This window comes from Rhizobium sp. FG113 (assembly GCF_057809895.1).
Map to the genome: position 1 here is coordinate 88,720 of NZ_JBMDKV010000003.1, position 17,293 is coordinate 106,012.

24 protein-coding genes and 1 tRNA gene are annotated in these 17,293 nt (G+C 61.6%); 17 read left to right on the top strand and 8 right to left on the bottom strand.

Features of this window, described 5'->3' with window-relative positions; all coding sequences use genetic code 11:
- Positions 1-120 precede the first annotated feature (120 nt).
- The 8 genes from ACODTZ_RS10575 to ACODTZ_RS10610 form a co-directional block, all read right to left on the bottom strand.
- Positions 121-561: a hypothetical protein gene (locus tag ACODTZ_RS10575; RefSeq protein WP_489025593.1), complete on the bottom strand. Its 441-nt coding sequence runs from the start codon at positions 559-561 to the stop codon at positions 121-123.
- 17 nt (positions 562-578) lie between these two features.
- Positions 579-824 carry a hypothetical protein gene (locus ACODTZ_RS10580; RefSeq protein ID WP_489025595.1) on the bottom strand — a complete coding sequence of 82 codons (246 nt, stop codon included), beginning with the start codon at positions 822-824 and terminating at the stop codon, positions 579-581.
- Positions 814-1,131 (bottom strand): hypothetical protein, encoded by a 318-nt coding sequence (locus tag ACODTZ_RS10585; RefSeq protein ID WP_489025597.1) that lies wholly within the window; start codon positions 1,129-1,131, stop codon positions 814-816. Before ACODTZ_RS10585 ends, ACODTZ_RS10580 begins: the two co-directional genes overlap by 11 nt.
- Position 1,132: 1 nt before the next feature.
- Complete coding sequence (locus tag ACODTZ_RS10590) at positions 1,133-1,708, bottom strand: hypothetical protein (RefSeq protein WP_489025599.1); 576 nt, start codon at positions 1,706-1,708, stop codon at positions 1,133-1,135.
- A 5-nt stretch (positions 1,709-1,713) separates the two neighbouring features.
- Complete coding sequence (locus tag ACODTZ_RS10595; RefSeq protein WP_489025601.1) at positions 1,714-1,875, bottom strand: hypothetical protein; 162 nt, start codon at positions 1,873-1,875, stop codon at positions 1,714-1,716.
- 71 nt (positions 1,876-1,946) lie between these two features.
- Complete coding sequence (locus ACODTZ_RS10600; protein WP_489025603.1) at positions 1,947-2,348, bottom strand: helix-turn-helix domain-containing protein; 402 nt, start codon at positions 2,346-2,348, stop codon at positions 1,947-1,949.
- A 76-nt stretch (positions 2,349-2,424) separates the two neighbouring features.
- Positions 2,425-2,622 (bottom strand): hypothetical protein, encoded by a 198-nt coding sequence (locus ACODTZ_RS10605; protein ID WP_489025605.1) that lies wholly within the window; start codon positions 2,620-2,622, stop codon positions 2,425-2,427.
- Between the two features lie 280 nt (positions 2,623-2,902).
- Positions 2,903-3,589, bottom strand: a complete 687-nt coding sequence (locus tag ACODTZ_RS10610; RefSeq protein WP_489025607.1) for an XRE family transcriptional regulator — start codon at positions 3,587-3,589, stop codon at positions 2,903-2,905.
- A 101-nt stretch (positions 3,590-3,690) separates the two neighbouring features.
- Between ACODTZ_RS10610 and ACODTZ_RS10615 the strand changes: the two genes are divergently transcribed.
- From ACODTZ_RS10615 to ACODTZ_RS10695, 17 genes are all read left to right on the top strand, one after another.
- Positions 3,691-3,933 carry a hypothetical protein gene (locus tag ACODTZ_RS10615; RefSeq protein ID WP_489025609.1) on the top strand — a complete coding sequence of 81 codons (243 nt, stop codon included), beginning with the start codon at positions 3,691-3,693 and terminating at the stop codon, positions 3,931-3,933.
- Positions 3,934-4,115: 182 nt separating this feature from the next.
- Positions 4,116-4,191: transfer RNA gene (locus ACODTZ_RS10620), tRNA-Met, on the top strand.
- A 139-nt stretch (positions 4,192-4,330) separates the two neighbouring features.
- Positions 4,331-4,831 (top strand): hypothetical protein, encoded by a 501-nt coding sequence (locus tag ACODTZ_RS10625; RefSeq protein WP_489025610.1) that lies wholly within the window; start codon positions 4,331-4,333, stop codon positions 4,829-4,831.
- Entirely contained in the window at positions 4,831-5,043 is a 213-nt protein-coding gene (locus ACODTZ_RS10630) for a hypothetical protein (protein WP_489025612.1), read from the top strand. The genes ACODTZ_RS10625 and ACODTZ_RS10630 overlap by 1 nt, the downstream gene beginning before the upstream one ends.
- Positions 5,043-5,375, top strand: a complete 333-nt coding sequence (locus ACODTZ_RS10635) for a hypothetical protein (protein ID WP_489025614.1) — start codon at positions 5,043-5,045, stop codon at positions 5,373-5,375. The genes ACODTZ_RS10630 and ACODTZ_RS10635 overlap by 1 nt, the downstream gene beginning before the upstream one ends.
- Positions 5,372-6,769 carry a hypothetical protein gene (locus tag ACODTZ_RS10640; RefSeq protein WP_489025616.1) on the top strand — a complete coding sequence of 466 codons (1,398 nt, stop codon included), beginning with the start codon at positions 5,372-5,374 and terminating at the stop codon, positions 6,767-6,769. Before ACODTZ_RS10635 ends, ACODTZ_RS10640 begins: the two co-directional genes overlap by 4 nt.
- Positions 6,766-7,077, top strand: a complete 312-nt coding sequence (locus tag ACODTZ_RS10645; RefSeq protein WP_489025618.1) for a hypothetical protein — start codon at positions 6,766-6,768, stop codon at positions 7,075-7,077. The genes ACODTZ_RS10640 and ACODTZ_RS10645 overlap by 4 nt, the downstream gene beginning before the upstream one ends.
- Positions 7,067-7,345: a hypothetical protein gene (locus tag ACODTZ_RS10650; RefSeq protein ID WP_489025620.1), complete on the top strand. Its 279-nt coding sequence runs from the start codon at positions 7,067-7,069 to the stop codon at positions 7,343-7,345. The genes ACODTZ_RS10645 and ACODTZ_RS10650 overlap by 11 nt, the downstream gene beginning before the upstream one ends.
- A complete protein-coding gene (locus ACODTZ_RS10655) occupies positions 7,342-7,617 on the top strand; it encodes a hypothetical protein (protein ID WP_489025622.1) in 276 nt (91 codons plus the stop codon). The genes ACODTZ_RS10650 and ACODTZ_RS10655 overlap by 4 nt, the downstream gene beginning before the upstream one ends.
- A 27-nt stretch (positions 7,618-7,644) precedes the next feature.
- A complete protein-coding gene (locus tag ACODTZ_RS10660) occupies positions 7,645-9,561 on the top strand; it encodes a DNA cytosine methyltransferase (RefSeq protein ID WP_489025624.1) in 1,917 nt (638 codons plus the stop codon).
- Positions 9,558-10,943, top strand: coding sequence for a helix-turn-helix domain-containing protein (locus tag ACODTZ_RS10665; protein WP_489025626.1), 1,386 nt, complete (start codon positions 9,558-9,560; stop codon positions 10,941-10,943). The genes ACODTZ_RS10660 and ACODTZ_RS10665 overlap by 4 nt, the downstream gene beginning before the upstream one ends.
- Positions 10,933-11,595 carry a transcription termination/antitermination protein NusG gene (gene nusG / locus ACODTZ_RS10670; protein ID WP_489025628.1) on the top strand — a complete coding sequence of 221 codons (663 nt, stop codon included), beginning with the start codon at positions 10,933-10,935 and terminating at the stop codon, positions 11,593-11,595. Before ACODTZ_RS10665 ends, nusG begins: the two co-directional genes overlap by 11 nt.
- A gap of 282 nt (positions 11,596-11,877) precedes the next feature.
- Positions 11,878-12,462, top strand: a complete 585-nt coding sequence (locus tag ACODTZ_RS10675; protein ID WP_489025630.1) for a hypothetical protein — start codon at positions 11,878-11,880, stop codon at positions 12,460-12,462.
- A 182-nt stretch (positions 12,463-12,644) separates the two neighbouring features.
- Positions 12,645-13,262 (top strand): hypothetical protein, encoded by a 618-nt coding sequence (locus ACODTZ_RS10680; protein ID WP_489025632.1) that lies wholly within the window; start codon positions 12,645-12,647, stop codon positions 13,260-13,262.
- Positions 13,259-15,367 carry a phage terminase large subunit family protein gene (locus tag ACODTZ_RS10685; protein ID WP_489025634.1) on the top strand — a complete coding sequence of 703 codons (2,109 nt, stop codon included), beginning with the start codon at positions 13,259-13,261 and terminating at the stop codon, positions 15,365-15,367. The genes ACODTZ_RS10680 and ACODTZ_RS10685 overlap by 4 nt, the downstream gene beginning before the upstream one ends.
- Entirely contained in the window at positions 15,349-17,034 is a 1,686-nt protein-coding gene (locus ACODTZ_RS10690; protein WP_489025636.1) for a phage portal protein, read from the top strand. Before ACODTZ_RS10685 ends, ACODTZ_RS10690 begins: the two co-directional genes overlap by 19 nt.
- A complete protein-coding gene (locus ACODTZ_RS10695; protein ID WP_489025638.1) occupies positions 17,034-17,291 on the top strand; it encodes a hypothetical protein in 258 nt (85 codons plus the stop codon). Before ACODTZ_RS10690 ends, ACODTZ_RS10695 begins: the two co-directional genes overlap by 1 nt.
- The last annotated feature ends 2 nt before the right edge of the window (positions 17,292-17,293 follow it).

Here is a 17,293-nt window from a genome sequence, read left to right on the forward strand (position 1 = left end):
ATCCGGACGCCTTTGCGTCGGAGACCATGATGTCGAAGTCGGCCTGGTCGTAGGCGAGTGGCTGTGAACTCGGGCAGCTGTCGCAGGTGATCTGCTGCTTTCCCTCGTGACGGACGATGGTCATCGGGCGGCCTGCAGGATAGCGATGTGATACGAGTTGCGCGGCAGGCTGATCGCCATGTGGCTGATCGTGCTTTCCTTGCCGGTCGTGTATCGCTTCATGACGATGGTCTTGTCGGACAGGATGCGAACGCCCGTGGTCTGGACCTCGAGGCCGTTCGCGTCGATGAAGCGCCGCGCCGTGCCACTGCCGACCCCATACTTGCGGTCGATCTGCGCCGGCAGGAGACCGTTCTGCAGGTCGGAGGCGATCGCTTCGCGCGAAAGCTGCACCGGCGGCGGAGCGCTGGGGCGAATATACTGCGTCAGGCCGTATTTCTTGATCGCGTTGGTGATCGTGTCGACATGGCAGCGGTATCGCTCGGCGATATCGGCGCGACTGGCGCCGGATGCGAGGAGTTGCGACAGCGTTTCCTTGCGGGGTGCTTTTGAGGTGGCCATAAGGCGGGGTCTTTCGATTACTGGGAGTTGGACGGGAGGCCGGCGCGCGAATTGATCGCGAGCGTCAGCAGCTCGGCGATATCGGCGACCTGGGCGTCGGGAAGTTCGCGGTTCATGTCGACGACGACGAAGCCACGCCCCGTCGCGTCGACGATCGTGCCGACGTTGGTGTGGTCGTGCCGGATCGGCAGTTCGATGCCGGCAAGCTTCAGCGCGAGGGCGTAGCGGGAGATGGAGGCGGCGGGCAGGGTGTCAGCCAGCATGGGGACCTCCGTTGCGCAGCATGTCCCGGTTCACGAGCAGATCCCGCAGGGGCTTGTCGGCGCTGCGGGCGCCGAGCAGCGTAAGGGCATGGAACAGAGCGCTTTCAAGCTCGACCGCGCCGCCGACGAGGCTTTCCTCGGTGCCGCCGCGCGCCGCGTGAAGGATGTGGTCGGTCGCCTTGGCGAGGTGGTCGGCGGTTTTCTGCAGCTCGCATTCCCGGTGCTTCAGCATCAGGACGGGCGGCGTCTTGGCGGTCGTGTTCTCGACCAAGCGGAGGCGAGCCGGCATGTGGTGAATGGTTCCCATGTCAGCGCTCCTCGGTCGGTTCGCAGGGCGCATGCTTGCCGCCATTGACGTACTCGCGCCAATGCGTCCAGCACCAGCGGCCATCGCGGTGCTTCAGGAATCCCCAGGCGCCCGCACGCGGGCCGGTCCACACGATTGTGATGATCCGGCGATTGTCTGTCTGAGGCACCGCGACCGCGCCGCGCATGCGACCAACCCAGTCGTAAAGGCATGTTCCGGAGTAGCGGCCGACGACGCGGTGGCAATGCTCGGCGGGCCGGTAGTGAAGCTGGAAGGCCTTCACCACCTGGCGCTCGACGACGCCGCGATGGGTCGGCATCTGCGGCGAGAGGCTGCCGCTGCGCACCAGCGCAGCCACATCGCGGTCGACGACCTCCTCGACGTAATCCGTCAGTGGAAAGGTCCAGAACGCCCACGGATGATCGTGGTGGTCGCGATCGGCGTCGCCGCGATGGAAGATGTGCAAGCGCAGCCGGCCGAACCAGATCCGCGTCATGTAAGGCGTGTTGCTGTCCGCATCGACGCCATAGATCGTGTGGCGACCGCGAAAGGGCTGCTTTTTTGTTGCTTCGCACATAGTGATCACCACTGCAGAACGACGGCGACCGGAAGAACGATCGCAATGATGAGGAGGATGGTGAGCTCGAGTGCAATCTGGCGGTCGCGGGGCATTCTCGGCAGCTCGAAGCTGCCGAACTCAGGCACCTTGACATGCGTGATGGGTGTCCGTGGAACGGTCTGCATTGGACTTCCTCTCATGGTCGGTTTGGGAAGCCGCCTCGACGCAAAACAGGCGAGGCGGCAACCGAAGCCGATCACTGGACGGTGGTGACCGAGCTGTCGGCGGTGGAAGGGCGTGGGCGGAAGTCTGACGAGACCTTGCCGTCAAGGATGGAGCGAATGGCTTGGTGCTGGTGCTCTAGCGTGGCGATCTGGTCGGCCATTCGGAGACGGACCGATCCTTCCGCGCTCTGTTCCTCGCCGGTTACGCTGGCGATGACGTCTGCCGTGCCGACGCCAAGTGTCTGGCAGATGGCGATCAGCGTCGATACCGCCACGCGGTTGGTGCCCTTTTCGTACTTCTGCACCTGCTGGAAGGTGACGCCGAGCGCATCGGCGAGCGTCGTCTGCGACATGTTCGCCTGCTTGCGTAGTGTGCGAAGGCGGGCGCCGATTGCCTGGTCGATGGTGCTGTGGGTCTTGCTCAGTCGGGTCATGACGTCTCCTTTGACGATCCGTTTGGGAACCCGCCCGCGCGAGGGGTGACGCGGGGCGGTAACCGAAGCGGAGCGCTCAGGCGGCGCGACGGTTCGTGGTCTTGGCGAGGAGAACGGCGGCGCCGTGCGCGTGCTTGTCGATTTGTTCATCGGTGAAGCCTGCGGCACGGAGGTCGGCGCGGGTCATGCCTTCACCCATGTCGCGGGCGATATCGGCCATTTCGGCGGGGATGTTACGGCCGATCGCGCCGCTGTAGTCTGTCTGGGTTTCCATTATTTCCTCCTTCGGAAGCCTCCCGCTCCCGGATGATTGCCGCCATGTCGGAACGAACATGGCGGCGACCAACGCGGTACGCTCAGACCGGGAGGTGAAGTGCCGAACGCATGAGGAAAATAATGCGGCTAAACGACCGCTGTCAACGGGCAATGCGGACAAATATCCGCAATTGGTATCAAGCCGCTGAAATCGCATCGATAAAAACGACGAAGGGCAGCGAACTGATTCGCTGCCCTTTGAGACCTGAAATTATCGGTAATGTGCTGTGGTTGTGGGCTTAGACGCCGTAAATTTCGTTCATCGACAGCACCTTGTGAACGGCGACGATGGTGTCCTTCGAGATCTCAATCTCAGCCGGTGGATTGTGCTTGCGGATGGTAATGCTGTCGCCGGAGCGCTTGCTCAGAATGCCAATCGTTGCTTCGAGCTGTCCCTCGGCGCTGAGCTGGCATTGGACCACGACGGCGTCGCCAAAGCGTGCCGGCTTGTCGGGGTGGATGTAGACCAGGTCGCCTGGTGCATACTGTGGCTCCATCGACGTGCCTTCGACGTAGAGCGAATAAACATTGCGAGCATTCATAAGCGATTGCGGGCGTCTCACATAATCGACCGGGTCGGCCGAAAGCTGAAATGCTCCACGCAGATGCGAGCCTGCCGCCGTACCCATAACGGGCACATCTTTGGCCATATCCATCGGAAGGGGCAAGGTCGCAGACGCGCTGCGGACGTCGTTTTTTACTGAAGCGCTGGTGTCTTCGTTACTGTTTGCCGCTGAGTCTTCGAACAATTCGCTGATCGAGATATCGAGTCCCTTGGCGATTTTTTCCAAGGTTTTCCCACGCGGCGAGGCGCCTCCGCGCTCGAACAGTTTGCGGAAATAGCTCCTCTCAAGACCGCTCTGCAACGCGGCAGCTTCCCAGCTAAGCCCTTTGCTCTGAATGATCTTTTGCAGTTTTTGGGTCACAGATTTCTCCATGTGCGGATTATCAGCCGCGTCGGGAATATTGGAAAGCGGTTATTTGGCCTTGACAGATGCGGCTAGTTGACCGCATTTAAGCTGCCATGATGCTCCGAGAACAAATCATAGTCGTCGCCGACACCTACGCCGCAGCCGCCGGAATTGGCCGCAAGCGCATGTCGACGATCGTCTTCAATAGCGGTGCGAAGCTCGACCTCATTGCCGATGGAGGCGATCTCGCCACCGGCACATTCGAGCGCGTCATGCTTTGGTTCTCGGTCAACTGGCCTGAAGGTGCGCAATGGCCGGCGGATGTTCCCCGTCCTGTCTGCGCCGAGGAGGCCGCATGACGGCTTCCTATTCGTATTCGAGGTGCGCCGAACGCCCCGTCCGCTCTGCGACGGATCGCGGCTCCCCCCTCCCAGTCGTGACGCTCCCCGAAGGTGCGTCGCGTTTGCTGGGTCGCCCGTCCGCGCGTTGCAACGAACAGCGGACAACCCTGATAGGCCGGGGTGGTAGGGGCTCAATTCCAGGCAGGGTGGGGAAGAGGTCATCCCGTGTGGCTCATAACCACGAGACCGCAGGTTCGAATCCTGCCCCTGCAACCACTTTTTTGACTGTCTGCTCATGCGGTCCTCCGTGACCTCTTCGTGAGCTGAACATCTCATTTCTGATCCTTTCCCACTACGGGAAAAGCCACCGAAATTTCCCTGACTGGGAAACCCTTTCTGCTGTCTGGAGACCACCATGAACGACACGCTCACCAATGCCTGGTTCCATCGCCTCAAGGCCGCGAACCGCCTGCTGATCAAGAAGAATGGTGGTATCGAGGCATGCGCCGAACTGACGTCGCTATCGAAGAGCCAGATCGGCCGCTGCCACAGCGATTCAGACACCGAGCTCCTGCCGCTTCCCGCCGTGATGCGCCTCGAGGCGGAATGCGGCGATCTCGCGGTCACGCGGGCGCAGGCCGAGCTGCACGGGTGCAAGGTGTCCGACCCGCGTCAGCACCAGAGCGACGGGCAGTGCCTCATGCGTGAGAATGCCGAGCTCAGCCAGTTCACGGCTGAGTACCAGCGCAATGCGGCGATTGCGCTGCAGGACCTAAAGGTCACAAAGGCGGAATCCGCCCAGGCGATCAAGGACCTGCAGGCGATCGCGGACAAGGTGTCGGATCTCATTCGCGCCCACGCGTCCGCGATTGCCGCCGGCGGTGCGACGGTCCACCCGATCCGGATGGCTGACTGATGGCGCCCGATATCGACCCGCCAATCGGCAAGGTCGAGCTGCACCTGCGACAGAACAGTCGGTCTTATCCGCTGGCGCTCTCGTGCGATGTGCGCGGAGCTGAGCGTGCTGTGGCGGCCGGTTATCTCAAGCGGCTCGACGATGATCGTCACCTGGTCGTCATCACACCGAAGGGCGAGGCTTATCTCGGTCGCCTCATGAGGGCTGACTGATGGCCTTCACACAGAAAATGATCGGTGTTTCGATCAAGATCTCCGAGCGTGCCAAGGTCACCCTGGATCGCCATGCGCGCCAGCGCGGCGTGCCGTCCAGCCTTCTTGCCGAGCAGCTTTTCGACATGGGCTTTGCCGCCTTGTGCGCGCGCGAGAAGAGCATGCCGATCAGCGACGGCGATCTCGACGCCATTACCGGCGCGACTCTGTTGCTGTGGGCCCGCAAGGAATGGAGCACGGCGGAGATCGCCAAAGGCCTCGGCGTCGACGAGGCGGTGATCGTTCGGATTCTCGATGGTTGGAAAGAGTACCGTCGGGGGCAGAAACGATGAACGCGATCACGGTCTCGCCGCACGACGCTTCCGAGCTGGCCATCGCCATAGGTCGGGCGAAAGCCATGTTCGACGAAGGCGATTATAACATGGCGCTCATGTTGTCGTCGGCGGCTTACGATCAGGCCAAGACCGCTACGAGCTATGCGAGCAAGGTGAAAGCCAGTCAGGAATTGATCGACAAGGCGCGACGGATGCAGGCCGATGCTCTCAAGATCGAGAGCGCCTGCTGGGTCAAGATCGCCGACGTTGTCGAGGAGGCGCAGGCTAAGGGTCAGGTCGCTAAAAAGGGACGCAAAACAAATGTCCCCGGCGTGGACATTTTCACGCTCGAGGAAATCGGCGTTGATCGTCGGCGTCTGCTCGAGGCGAGAAAGCTGCGCGCCGCCGTTGAAGCAGAGCCCGGGTTTATCGACCGCGTGATCGAGGCTCGGCTGGCGCTGGGCATGGACCCCAGCCGTTCGAACCTCCGTGCCGCGATCGGCACCGCGAGCGCGACGAACGACGAGCGCGGCGCGAATTTCTACCAGACGCCGGCTGTTGCGACGCGCACGTTGCTGGCGTTGGAGAGTTTCGGCGAGCTGATTTGGGAGCCTGCCTGCGGGCACGGGGCGATATCGGCCTTGCTCGAGGGGGAGGGGTACGATCTCCTGATCTCCGACCTGATCGATCGTGGCACGGTCACCGCTGCGGGTCAGGCGCAGAAAGTCGGCGACTTCTTGGCGACCGAGGCCTTGGCGCCTGCGGGCGCCGGACCCGACATCGTGACGAACCCGCCATACGGCAGCGTGCTCAACGATTTCGTCGCGCACGCTCTTCGAGTTCATCGCCCGCGCAAGATGGCGCTCCTCCTCAATCTCAACTTCCTCTGCGGCTTTGCCGACGACGACCGCAATTTCGTGATGGATGAGAATCCGCCTGCGCGGGCATACGTCTTCAAGCGTCGTCTGCCGATGATGCATCGCGAAGGCTGGGAAGGGAACAAGGCCAGCAGCCGCATGAATACGGCCTGGTACGTCTGGGAGCTGCAGGAGGATGGGACATACGGCGACTCGACCGTGGTCCGCCGCGTCGACTGGATGGATTACCAGGACGCCGACGCGCTCGACCCGGGCGAGGGCGGACATGCCGGCGATCTGGCCTTCCGCGAAGATTTCAGCCGTGAGACGCCGCGCAAGACGATCGCGGAGCGGGTCGACGAGATGCGCAGCGCGGCCATCGCCTGGGGCGCGGGCAAATCGTCCTTCTCCCGTCCCGATCTCCGTCGTGGGATCGGCATTCGCGACGCGGTCGCCGAGGCGATCATCGACGAGTTTCTTGAGGGCGGTATGGTCGGGCCGGTCGACGACGACGGCAGCTACCTGGTCCTAGACGGCGCGGGGTGGTCGGCATGAAGCCAGATTTTTCCCCTGCCATGCTCAAGGGGTTTCTCCGCATTCGCGTCGGCTACATGGCGATGAACGCCGCATATCCCCGGAAGCGTGCCAAGCCCGTCCCGGTCGAAAAAGCCGAAGCGGATGCCAAGCGTGAGCTGCAGCGCATTGCTCGCGTCACCGACGTCCAGTTCGATCTCGCGTGGCATGGTCGCGCGCTCAGCGTCGAGCCGCGATTGCGGCTGTGGGGCGCCCTGGGCATCGTGCCGGCCGAATACGGTGTCCGGTTGATCGACCACGGCAAGCAGGAGATTGCTGATGCGGCCTGAGATCGATCGCGCTCGCCTGTCGGCGGATACGCGCAAGTGGTTGGACGACAACCGCCTCTCGACCCGGCGAGCGGCCGAGATCTATCAGGGGCTCAACCCCGCGATGATCTCCCGCGCCTGCAGCGAGACGGTGCTGTCGGCGGCAAGCCTGCTGACCTTATGCGCCGCGATGCGCAGAGATCCCATGGATTACCTTTCCATGCGCACCGTCTCAAGAAATCAAACTGTTACAGCGAATGTCCCGCGTGAAACACGGGGGCAGGCGTGAGCCAGATGTTGCCGATCGTTGAGATTCTTGCCGGCGCCGCCGACCACGCCGAGCGTGTCGACTGGCTGCTGCGGTGCCCGATCGGCATCCTCCATCGCGAGCACATGACCATACGGCGGCTGTTGCAACGGGCAGGGTTGCAGGCCGGCGTCACCTACCTCGACACCATACGCGCCTACGCGTTCGCGACGCGCACGCCGGACGGCACGTCATACCCGATGCGCCTCGATGCGGTGTCGAGGGCCACCAAGATTTTGAAAGACGCGGTCTAGCGGGGCCGTTTTACACGAGGGGACAATATGAATTCGATCGCGCGACCCCGAAGCTTCGGGCTCGATAACCGTATGACCGTGGTGCTGTTCGCCGGCATGGGCGGTGGTTGCGACGGTCTCGAGGACGCTGGTTTCCACGTGCACCTCGCCGTCAATCATGATCCTCTCGCTGTTGCGATGCACGAGAAGCGCCATCCTCATACGCGTCACCTGCGGTGCGACGTCTTCGAGGTCGACCCGCGCCAAGCCACTCGCGGTCGCGGTGTCAGGTTCCTGCATGCGTCGCCGGATTGCACGCACTTTTCCGTTGCCAAGGGCTCTAAGCCAGTCAGCAAGCGCAGGCGCTCGTTGGCATGGGTGGTGCCGCGCTGGGCCGGGCAGGTTCGTCCCGAAGTCATCACCATGGAAAACGTGATAGAGATCAAGACCTGGGGGCCGTTGATCGCGAAGCGAGACCCGAAAACGGGTCGCGCGCTCCGCCGAGACGGGACCGTCGCGGCAAAGGGTGAGCGAATTCCTGTCAGCGAGCAGTGGCTTATTCCTGATCCAAAACACAAAGGCCGCATATGGCGGGCATGGCTGCGCCATATGCTCGGCCTCGGTTACAGCTTCGAAGACAAGACGCTTGTCTGTGCCGACTACGGGATTCCCACAATCCGCAAACGGTTCTTCGGTGTGGCGCGTGCCGACGGCGGCGCCATCCATTGGCCGGAGCGGACCCATGCGCCGCGAAGCAAGGCGAAGGCACTCGGGCTCAAGCCATGGGTCGGAGCGCATACGATTCTTGACTGGTCGTTGCCGGTGAAATCCATCTTCGGTCGAAAGAAGCCGTTGGCGGACGCGACGCTTCGGCGAATTGCGCGCGGTATCATCCGGTATGTCGTCGACGCGGAAAAGCCGTTCATCGTCCCGATCACGCACACAAAGGGCGCAAATTCCGCCCGCTCGACGAGCTTGCCGCTCAATACGTTGACGACTGCCAAGGGCGGCGAGCTGGCGCTGGTCGTTCCAACCGTGGTTGATACCGCGCACGGCGAGGGTCGCAGGCGTGGCGTTTCGGAGTGGCCGGTCGACGAGCCATTGCGGACGTTGCAAGCGAGCCCAGGCAAATCCGTCGTTTCCGCTCACCTGACGAAGTTCCGGCCCGGGGCCGTAGGCAGCGATTTGGAAGAACCGCTTCCGACGTACACTGCGAACAGCTTCCACAAGCGAGCCGGCGGGGCTCCGCCGCTGGGTGTTGTAGCTGCCACCATGATTCAGGCAGGGAATGGCGAGCACTCGGGGCAGGTTGCCCGTTGCCTCGATATCGAAAACCCTCTCGGTACGCAGACGGCAGGCGGGCAGCGGCAGGCGATGATCGCGGCGTTCTTGGCGCAGCATAATAACGATGCGCGGCGTGAGGGTGGGGTCCACCCTGGTCGCGACGCTGAAGAGCCTCTCGCGACGCTGACCGTCACCCCGCAGCAAGGCGTTGTTGCTGCCACGCTAGGCCGTCTGCGACACGGCGATGTCGATGGGCAGGCTGTGACGCACCCGCTGCCGACGCAGACCGCTGGCGGTGGTCATGAGATGCTGATCCTGCCCTTTCTGCAGGCCTACTATGGCACCGGAGAGAACGGGCATGACGTCCGCGATCCTCTCAACACACTGACGGTCACGGATCGGCACGGCTTGGTGTTGGTGAAGGTGAGCGGCCAAACAATGGTCATCACTGATATCTGCATGCGGATGCTGGACCCGTTGGAAGGGGCTCGCGCACATGGATTTGATCCGGAGAGCTTCGATCACGTCATCGAGTACACCGATGCGCGCGGGCGGCACGTCAAGCGCAAGCCGACCAAAACGGAAATCGGCCACTTGGTGGGCAATAGCGTCCCGAAAAAGATGGTCACGCTTCTGGCCCAGTGCAACGGGCAATACGCCTTTGTGGAGGCGGCAGAATGAGCGCGTTTCTTCTCGGCGCCGGCTTCCCTGCCGACATGGGCACACCGATCCGCAAGCTTGTCCTGCTGAAGCTGATCGACGCATGCCATGATGACGGAAGCCGTATATTCCCCGCCATTGAGACGGTCGCGAAGGTCGCTCAGTGCTCGTCGCGGCAGGTTCATCGCGAGCTGCGCGCCTTCCTTTCCGTTGGTCTCCTTAGGACGGTCCGCAAGGGCGGGAAGGGCCCGGGCAACACCACCGAGTACGCGCTCGATATCGGCGTGCTTCAGGAGATCCGTCGCGTAGGATGGGATTCCTATATCGTCGAAAAAGGGGCGCAAATCGATGCCGATGCTGCTGATATCGACGATGAAAAGGGTGACACCGTGTCACCCTTGGACGCTAAGGGTGACACCGACGACACTGCAAGGGTGACACCGGCGACAGCTAAGTGTGACTCCCAGAGTCAGACAACCCCTTACTACCCCTCCAATAACCCCTCAGAGAGAGAAGGGGCGCGTGAGCTTTCGAAAGATGACCCCAAGATCGCCGAGAAGCTTTTCGACGCGTTGATGATCGGTCGGCATGGCAATCCGTGGCCGAAGGTCTTGGGATCGTCTCGCAACTGGGCACTCAGCCAGTTCCTGAAGCTGACGCCGGATGAGCGTCGTCTCGCCGACGAACGCCGCGATGCCTATCTCGCTGCTTGCCCGAAGATCAAATCCGGCGAGGACAAGGGAAAGCCTCACGCCGTCGCCTTGGGCGTCTATCTCCGTGACAAGATGTTCAACTACGTCGAGGCCGTGGCTCCGAGTGTCGTTGAGCGGCAGCGGGTCAAGCAGATCGTGTCGGAAAGCATCGACGTGGCGCCATTCGGCCCGGTGTGGGCTGGCATGCGAATGCTCTCTCTGCTGGATGGACCGGTGCCGGTCGAGATGCCTGACGATGTGTACCAGGCGGCGATCGCCGTGTTCGATGTGCACAAGCGCACCAGCGAAGCGCGTGCCATGGGCTATCTCGAAGCACGTGGAATTCGCTTCTCCGAGGGCAAGTTCGAGTTTCCGCAGGATTACTATGAGCAGGAACGCGCGCGTCGTGAGCTGCAGACCGGCTACCCGGAAGCCAATCGCCTTCACAAGCTCGCTGCGGATCGGAGCCGCGAAAAAGCGGAGCCGCGCTATGCCGCGATGTCGGATCTCTGCGAGCCGGTGCCGGTCGAGTCCGATCTCTACCTTTCGTGGCGGCAGTATCACCGCGACATGAACTGGCCGTTCGTACCCGACCCCGGGACGATGCGGGTTGTCTACTTCCCGAAGGGTGGGCCTTCGGCGATGGATTCTTTTGAAAATGCCGCTCGTGCGGCGACTGAGGCGGAGCGGAGCGATGATCATGCAGCATAAGGTTTTTACGGCGAGCACCAAGGTCGAGATGTCGAGCCTGTGGCCGGAGCTCGAGCGGGCGGTGAAGCTGAGGGCTTTCAAAGCCAGCATGCTCTCCGTCGCCAGCGCGAATCAGAAGGGCGAGAAGTTCTGGTTCGCTCTTCGGATCATGACCGGCCGTGAGGAAAATGTGGAAAAGGTTCTGCTTGAGGCCGGCGTCGAGCTGATTTTTCCCAAGACCAAGGCAAGGGAAATGAAGCGCCGTGGCCGGCTCATCACCATCCCGCCCCGGGCTGCTCTGCCTGGCTACATGTTCGTCCGCTGCGTTTTCGAGCCTGCGGCGATCAGCGGCCTCAAGGCGGTCGACGACGTTATCGATCTGGTCGGCGGCGGTAACCCTATCCGTATCGGCGAGAAAGAGTTGATGCATTTCAAGGGGAAAGCCGAGAAGGGTGCATACGATGGTTCAACAGAAGTCACGGACAATTTCGCCGAGGGCTCTGCCGTCATGATCAGCGATGGCCCGTTCAGGGGGTTGGAGGGCGTCGTCGGCAAGCGCAACGGAAAGGGCCGTAAGGCTGACCTCGATGAGGGTGGTGTCCCCGTCGACGTCAGTTACTCGGGCGCGGTGACGCGGATCGTTTTGCCTCTTGCAATGTTAGTGATTCTCTGAGAGTCATTCGTCCACGGACAATCCGATGATCCTGAGTGAGCCCTGAGACGCAGACTTGATCTGGGTCGAGTGAAGCGAAAGCTTCCGGGTCGGTAACCGGTCGGACCCAGCCCTGACATCTCGCTTTGAGAGATCGAGTCAGGGTCAGTGCTACTGCATTGAAACTTAGCGAGGCGGCCTTCGGGTCGCCTTTTGTCGTATAGGCATAGCGTTGCTGTCTCTGTCCGACAGGAGGCGATCATGATCTCGTCGCTGTAATGGCGACATGCGGGAGTGAACCACGTGGCTAGATCCCAACCCATGGCGCTCGTGGTAACCTGGGCCGATGTCCGCGCATTGCGGAATATGGAAAAGGGCGTCCAGTGGTTGGGCGAGAACTTTCCGAAGGTTGTGCCTCGGATCATGAACCAGGTTGGGGGGCGCGCGAGGACGAAGGTTGTTCGCGCGCTGACTGCGGAAACCGGTCTGAAGCGCGATGTCGTGAGGCGGGCCGTTCACAACAGCAAGAAGGCTTTCACCGGTAGTCTCTCCTACGATCTCCGATCGCGCGGGGGAAACATTCGCCTGAAGTACCTCAATCCACGGGAAACCGCCCAAGGCGTGACGGCGACGCCATTCGGCAAGCGGACCTTGTACCCGGGCACCTTCATGAAGGGTGGTGCGTTTCCGGATCGTAAGACCGTGTCAGTGTTCAATGGCCACGTCATGTTTCGCAATGGCAGCGGCCGACACTACACCTTCGCTCGATCGGGCGTGTTCATTCCTGAGTGGATGATCAAAGGGACCACGAAGGAAGCTTTCGAAAGCGAGGTCAAGACGACCTTGCCACTGCGCATCGATCAGGTGCTTCGAAAGCTTCGAGGCTGACCCGATCATGAGGGGGTGACCCCTCGAAGGCACCCCCACCGACCCCCCCCCCATTCAGGGACCGTCCTCCGCCTTCCTCCACCCACGGGCGCGCGAGACTGCGGGATTTCACCAGTGCGCTTCATCGAAAGCGGTACACGCTTGCACGTTGATGCACGCGTGCAATGCACGGATGCCACGCGATGGAAGAAGACTGGATTTCGATAACTGAGGCGGCGGCGCGGCTCACTGAGGGTGGGGACGCCGTCGATAGATCCACCCTTTCGCGCTATCTCAAGCAGCATTCCGAAGCCCTGCCGTTGAAGCCGGACGGGAAGTCCAACCTGGTCGACTACGTTGCCCTTGTCGCACATCGTGTCGAGAACATCCGCATCCGCTCCGCAGCTCCTCCGTCCAGAGCTGCTGCTGCAACGAAAACTCAACCACCGAACCGCTTCGCCGGATCTCAATCCGACGGCACCGCCAGAAAAGCCCAGGCGGACGCCGAGCTGCGAGAGATGGATCTCTACGAGCGTCGGAAAGAACTCACGCCGGTGTCCGAGGTGGACCAAGGAGGGCGCGACGCGGTCGCCTTGATGCAAAGCGCCTTCGAGCGGGCGATCGACAGCGAGGCCACGACACTGTCGATGAAGTACGGCTGGGATGAGCGCACGGTCCGCATCGCTTTAAAGGGCTTCGCGAAAACCGGACTGGGCGTTTTCAACCGCGTGGTTCTCGAAAAGCTGGATGCCATGCGCCGCAGGGAGGACGCAGGCGACGCCAACAATGGTTACCCGCAAACCGATCAGGCGCTTCAATGACCATCCATGACACTCGACTTCGGTTTCCAGACCTTCCGAATGGCGTCGAGATCTTGTTTCGTGGGCTCGCTGCTGCCAGTCGGCCTACTGAAGATCTCACGATCAGCGAGTTCTCGGACCGATATCGCAAGGTCTCCCCGGAATCAGGTTCGCCCTGGCCTGGTGATTTCCGGACCGACAGGGTGCCGTACCTGCGCGAGCCGCAGGATTGTCTTCATCCAGACCATCCTGCGCGACGGATCGCCTGTCGTTGGGCGGCGCAGCTCGGAAAGTCCACGGCGATCGAGAACTGGTTTTGCTTCATCGTCGATCAGGCTCCCGGCTCCATGATGATTGTTCTCCCGACGCTTGAAGAGGCGACGAAGTTCAATCGCATTAAGCTAGCACCGACGATTGATGCGTCGCCTCGGATCAAACACAAGGTTCTGCCTGTCAGCAGCCGGGACGAGCAGGGCAGCACCACGGCGTTCAAGCGATATGCTGGCGGCTTCTGTCAGATCGTCAACGCTGGCTCTTCCAAGGGCCTGCAGATGGTCTCTATCAAGTACCTTGCGATGGACGAGGTCACTGGCTACCCGAAGGATGTGGATGGGCGCGGGAGCCCGCGCGATCAGGCACGAGCGCGACAGAAAATGTACGGGGACCTTGCCAAGGAGTGGCAAGGCTCGACGCCTGGCGTAGCAGGAGAGTGCCCGATCTCGGAGGATTTTGAGGCGGGAGACCAGCGCTATCGGTACATGCCGTGTCCTCATTGCGGACGATATCAGGCCCTGAGCTTCGATATGATGCGCGGTCCGGACGTCGATGCTGGACTTCCGGTTCACATGCGCTGCCTGTCTTGCGACGGAGTTATCCTCGACGGCCATAAGCCTGAGATGGAAAACCGGGCGCATTGGGTTGCTCGTCGCGTTCAAGAGGGGGACCCTGCCGTTCCGCTTGCTATCCCAGCCGAGGAAATCGGCGATTGGGTATGCCCGCCCTGCGAGGGTCGCTGCCGCGAATGGCAACCAAGTTATCATCTTTGGGCGGCGTATGCGCCCCGTGAGAAGTGGAGCGAGATCTGGAAGCGGTGGCTTGAAGCCGAAGGTGATACCACCAAGATGCGCACATTCTTCCAGCAGGATCTGGCGGAGCCGTATGATCCTGGTGGTGTTGCAATCGAGTGGGAGAAAATTGTTGATGCCGCGCGCGACGAGCTCCTCCCGAGCCGCGTCATCCCATCGTGGGCCGGCCTGGTCGTCTCCGCAGCCGACGTGCAAGGCTACGGGATCAAATGGGTCGTCTATGCCCTCGGACCCCGTGATCAATACTGCCTCATAGATCGAGAGGTTTTTGAAGGCCCTCCCGATCAAAGCGACGAGCCTTGGATCAAGCTTTCTGACGCGCTTGCTCGCACATATCCGACCGAGCACGGCGACGAGAAGCGTATCGATCTGTCAGGTGTCGATTCCGGTTGGGCGACCGATCGCGTCTACAGGTTCTGTGCCAGTCGCCCCGACGTCTATGCCCTCGACGGTCGCGAACCCGTCGGGCTTCCATGGCTGGGGACGCCGGTAAAAAAGGACATCAAGGATCGCCGGAAGCGGGTTATTGCGAAGGTCCTCTTGTACCCAGTGGGTCTCTACGATGTGAAGACTGCTGTGGTCGCGAGCCTTTCCAACCTGGTCCAAGGTCGTAGTGAGGCCGGGCAATGGCCGCGCGGCACTGTGCACTTTGCCAGCGACCTCTGTGATCCGGACTTTGCCAAAGAGTTGACGGCCGAACGTCTCGTCGACCCAGATGAGGAAGCCCGCACCAGTATCAGCCGCCGCGCGAGGCGCTTGATAAATCCGAAGGCGGGTCGCGTTTGGAAGAAGATCGTCGGTCGCACCAACGATTGGTTCGATGCGACGGTATACGCCTTCGCGTTGGGTTGGCACCTCCAAAGTAAGAGACGTTTGAATGCCGACCGCTGGGCCGACTTGTTGCTCGCGGTGCATGGCGCACCGGCCGAGGAAGGCGATCTCTTTGCTGCTGCGGAAGAGAATCCTTTCACCGCGCAGCCGTCAAAACCCAAGGGGCCGGCGAGGCCCCGCCAGAGAAAGAAGTGGGGATCGTACTCGTGACCGATGCCAAGCCTCGTTTCCGCGTGAAGGCGACTAGCGTTTCGACGCCGGCGGCGGATCGCGTGTCGACACCAGCACCAGCAAAGCGTCACACCGCGCGCTATCTCCGTGGCGATCGCGCCGGCGTTTTGGGCATGCGTCGTGCCATCACGCGTGATGCCAAGGTCGATGTGCGCGAGGCAGCCGAGCGGGCCTCCGCTCTGGCAACCGACTTCATGCACAACAGCGGATGGATTTCCGGCGCCGTGGTGCAGATCCTGAGCGACACGATCGGCGAAGAGCTGAAGCTCAATTGCCGGGCTCGCCTGAAGAAGTTCGGCTACTCCGAGGAGCAGGCGTCGACCTGGTGCCGAGAGGTCGAGGAGCTGTGGCGCCGCTGGGCTTGGAACCCTAAGGAATGCGACCTTGCCGGAAAATCGACCGTCGCTGAAATGGTCGAGGCGGCTCTACGTGGATATCTCGTTTCGGGAGAGGCCTTCGGCGTCCTCGATAACCTGCCCCTGCGAGAGCAGAAGCGCCTTGGGCTGCAAACCGGAACGAAAGTCTCGCTGATCGCTTCCCATCGCTGCCCTCGGGTTACGAATGAGTTCGATGGTCTCGAGCAGGGCATTTTCCACGACGCGATCGGCCGCGCGCTCACCTATCGTTTTCGCGTCAAGGAAGGTGGCCTCGAGCGCGATCGCGACATCGACGCTGCGGATGTCATTCATGTCATGGACCGTGGCGAAAATCTCAACAGCCCGAGAGGAATATCGGTCCTTGTCGCAGCCCTGAAGGTCATCGCGCAGTCCGATCAATTGGCCGACGCCACGTTGGCTACGGCATTGATGCAAACGATCTTCGCCGCCACCATCAAGAGCCCCGAGGCCAGTGAGGAGGCCTTCCAGGCAATTCAAACCCTGGCGGAAATGCCTGAGCCTGCGGGTTACGACAGCACCGAAGGTTCTTGGGACGAGTTTCTCGGTGGCCTGCAGCAAGACCTCCTTGACGTTTGGGACGCCCGCATTGGTGCCCTGAAGGATAAGGGCATATCGATGTCCGACTCTGCTCGGATTAATCATCTTGGCCCGGGTGAAGAATTCCAGATGCACACGGCGGCGACGCCTGGCCCGCAATATCTGCCGTTCTTCCAGAACCTTCTGCGGGAGGTAGCTCGCTGCTTGGGCATCACTTTCGAGTCATTGACCATGGATCACTCGGCGGCCTCATATTCCTCGGTCAGGATGTCGGTCGCCAGTATATGGCCCATTGTCTTGCGTCGTCGCACGCGCATCGCGGCTCCGTTCATGCAGGCCATATACGAACGCTGGCTCGAGGAGATGATCGAACGCGGGAAGATTGCCTTCAAGGGTGGTGTGCAGGCGTTTCGTCGCGATCGGGAAAGTGTTTTTCAGACCGAGTGGAGCGGTCCTGCTGCTCCATCTGCGGATGACTACAAGGCGGCAATGGCTTCGAAGATTCGCCTCGAGATCGGCGTATCGACGTTTTTCGACGAGTGCGCTCTCGCGGGCAAGAACGGAGACGAGCAGATCGCCCAGATCGCGCGCGAGATCAAGCAGTTCGAAAAAGCCGGCGCACCGCATCCTTTTGGGCGGTCGCAGGGCGGCGCCGGGCCACAGGGCGCGGCATTCGATGGAAATCGTGAACCTGAGAAAGTAGCTGCCTGATGGCCGATGAAACCGACCCCCTTGTCGTCGACTGGTGCGCTCGGGCCGTGAAGCTCCGGAAGGTCGAAGAAGCGATCTTGTGTGGAGAGATGGTGACCGAGGCACGCTTCGGTGAAGACATGGCGAAATACGCCAACGCCAATCTCGCCGAGGTTAAGCGCGCGCTCGACGAGGCAATCCGCAATTGTCAGAAATCCCGTGGCGAGGTGCCTACGCGCACCCGTTACGCAATCCGAGGGCGGATGCGCCCCTACTGAGG

What these genes read in the sequence shown, in the direction of transcription:
- ACODTZ_RS10575 (WP_489025593.1), bottom strand. Translation starts at nt 561, where the DNA reads ATGGCCACCTCAAAAGCACCCCGCAAGGAAACGCTGTCGCAACTCCTC.
- ACODTZ_RS10580 (WP_489025595.1), bottom strand. Translation starts at nt 824, where the DNA reads ATGCTGGCTGACACCCTGCCCGCCGCCTCCATCTCCCGCTACGCCCTC.
- ACODTZ_RS10585 (WP_489025597.1), bottom strand. Translation starts at nt 1,131, where the DNA reads ATGGGAACCATTCACCACATGCCGGCTCGCCTCCGCTTGGTCGAGAAC.
- ACODTZ_RS10590 (WP_489025599.1), bottom strand. Translation starts at nt 1,708, where the DNA reads ATGTGCGAAGCAACAAAAAAGCAGCCCTTTCGCGGTCGCCACACGATC.
- ACODTZ_RS10595 (WP_489025601.1), bottom strand. Translation starts at nt 1,875, where the DNA reads ATGCAGACCGTTCCACGGACACCCATCACGCATGTCAAGGTGCCTGAG.
- ACODTZ_RS10600 (WP_489025603.1), bottom strand. Translation starts at nt 2,348, where the DNA reads ATGACCCGACTGAGCAAGACCCACAGCACCATCGACCAGGCAATCGGC.
- ACODTZ_RS10605 (WP_489025605.1), bottom strand. Translation starts at nt 2,622, where the DNA reads ATGGAAACCCAGACAGACTACAGCGGCGCGATCGGCCGTAACATCCCC.
- ACODTZ_RS10615 (WP_489025609.1), top strand. Translation starts at nt 3,691, where the DNA reads ATGCTCCGAGAACAAATCATAGTCGTCGCCGACACCTACGCCGCAGCC.
- ACODTZ_RS10625 (WP_489025610.1), top strand. Translation starts at nt 4,331, where the DNA reads ATGAACGACACGCTCACCAATGCCTGGTTCCATCGCCTCAAGGCCGCG.
- ACODTZ_RS10630 (WP_489025612.1), top strand. Translation starts at nt 4,831, where the DNA reads ATGGCGCCCGATATCGACCCGCCAATCGGCAAGGTCGAGCTGCACCTG.
- ACODTZ_RS10635 (WP_489025614.1), top strand. Translation starts at nt 5,043, where the DNA reads ATGGCCTTCACACAGAAAATGATCGGTGTTTCGATCAAGATCTCCGAG.
- ACODTZ_RS10640 (WP_489025616.1), top strand. Translation starts at nt 5,372, where the DNA reads ATGAACGCGATCACGGTCTCGCCGCACGACGCTTCCGAGCTGGCCATC.
- ACODTZ_RS10645 (WP_489025618.1), top strand. Translation starts at nt 6,766, where the DNA reads ATGAAGCCAGATTTTTCCCCTGCCATGCTCAAGGGGTTTCTCCGCATT.
- ACODTZ_RS10650 (WP_489025620.1), top strand. Translation starts at nt 7,067, where the DNA reads ATGCGGCCTGAGATCGATCGCGCTCGCCTGTCGGCGGATACGCGCAAG.
- ACODTZ_RS10660 (WP_489025624.1), top strand. Translation starts at nt 7,645, where the DNA reads ATGAATTCGATCGCGCGACCCCGAAGCTTCGGGCTCGATAACCGTATG.
- ACODTZ_RS10665 (WP_489025626.1), top strand. Translation starts at nt 9,558, where the DNA reads ATGAGCGCGTTTCTTCTCGGCGCCGGCTTCCCTGCCGACATGGGCACA.
- nusG (WP_489025628.1), top strand. Translation starts at nt 10,933, where the DNA reads ATGCAGCATAAGGTTTTTACGGCGAGCACCAAGGTCGAGATGTCGAGC.
- ACODTZ_RS10680 (WP_489025632.1), top strand. Translation starts at nt 12,645, where the DNA reads ATGGAAGAAGACTGGATTTCGATAACTGAGGCGGCGGCGCGGCTCACT.
- ACODTZ_RS10685 (WP_489025634.1), top strand. Translation starts at nt 13,259, where the DNA reads ATGACCATCCATGACACTCGACTTCGGTTTCCAGACCTTCCGAATGGC.
- ACODTZ_RS10695 (WP_489025638.1), top strand. Translation starts at nt 17,034, where the DNA reads ATGGCCGATGAAACCGACCCCCTTGTCGTCGACTGGTGCGCTCGGGCC.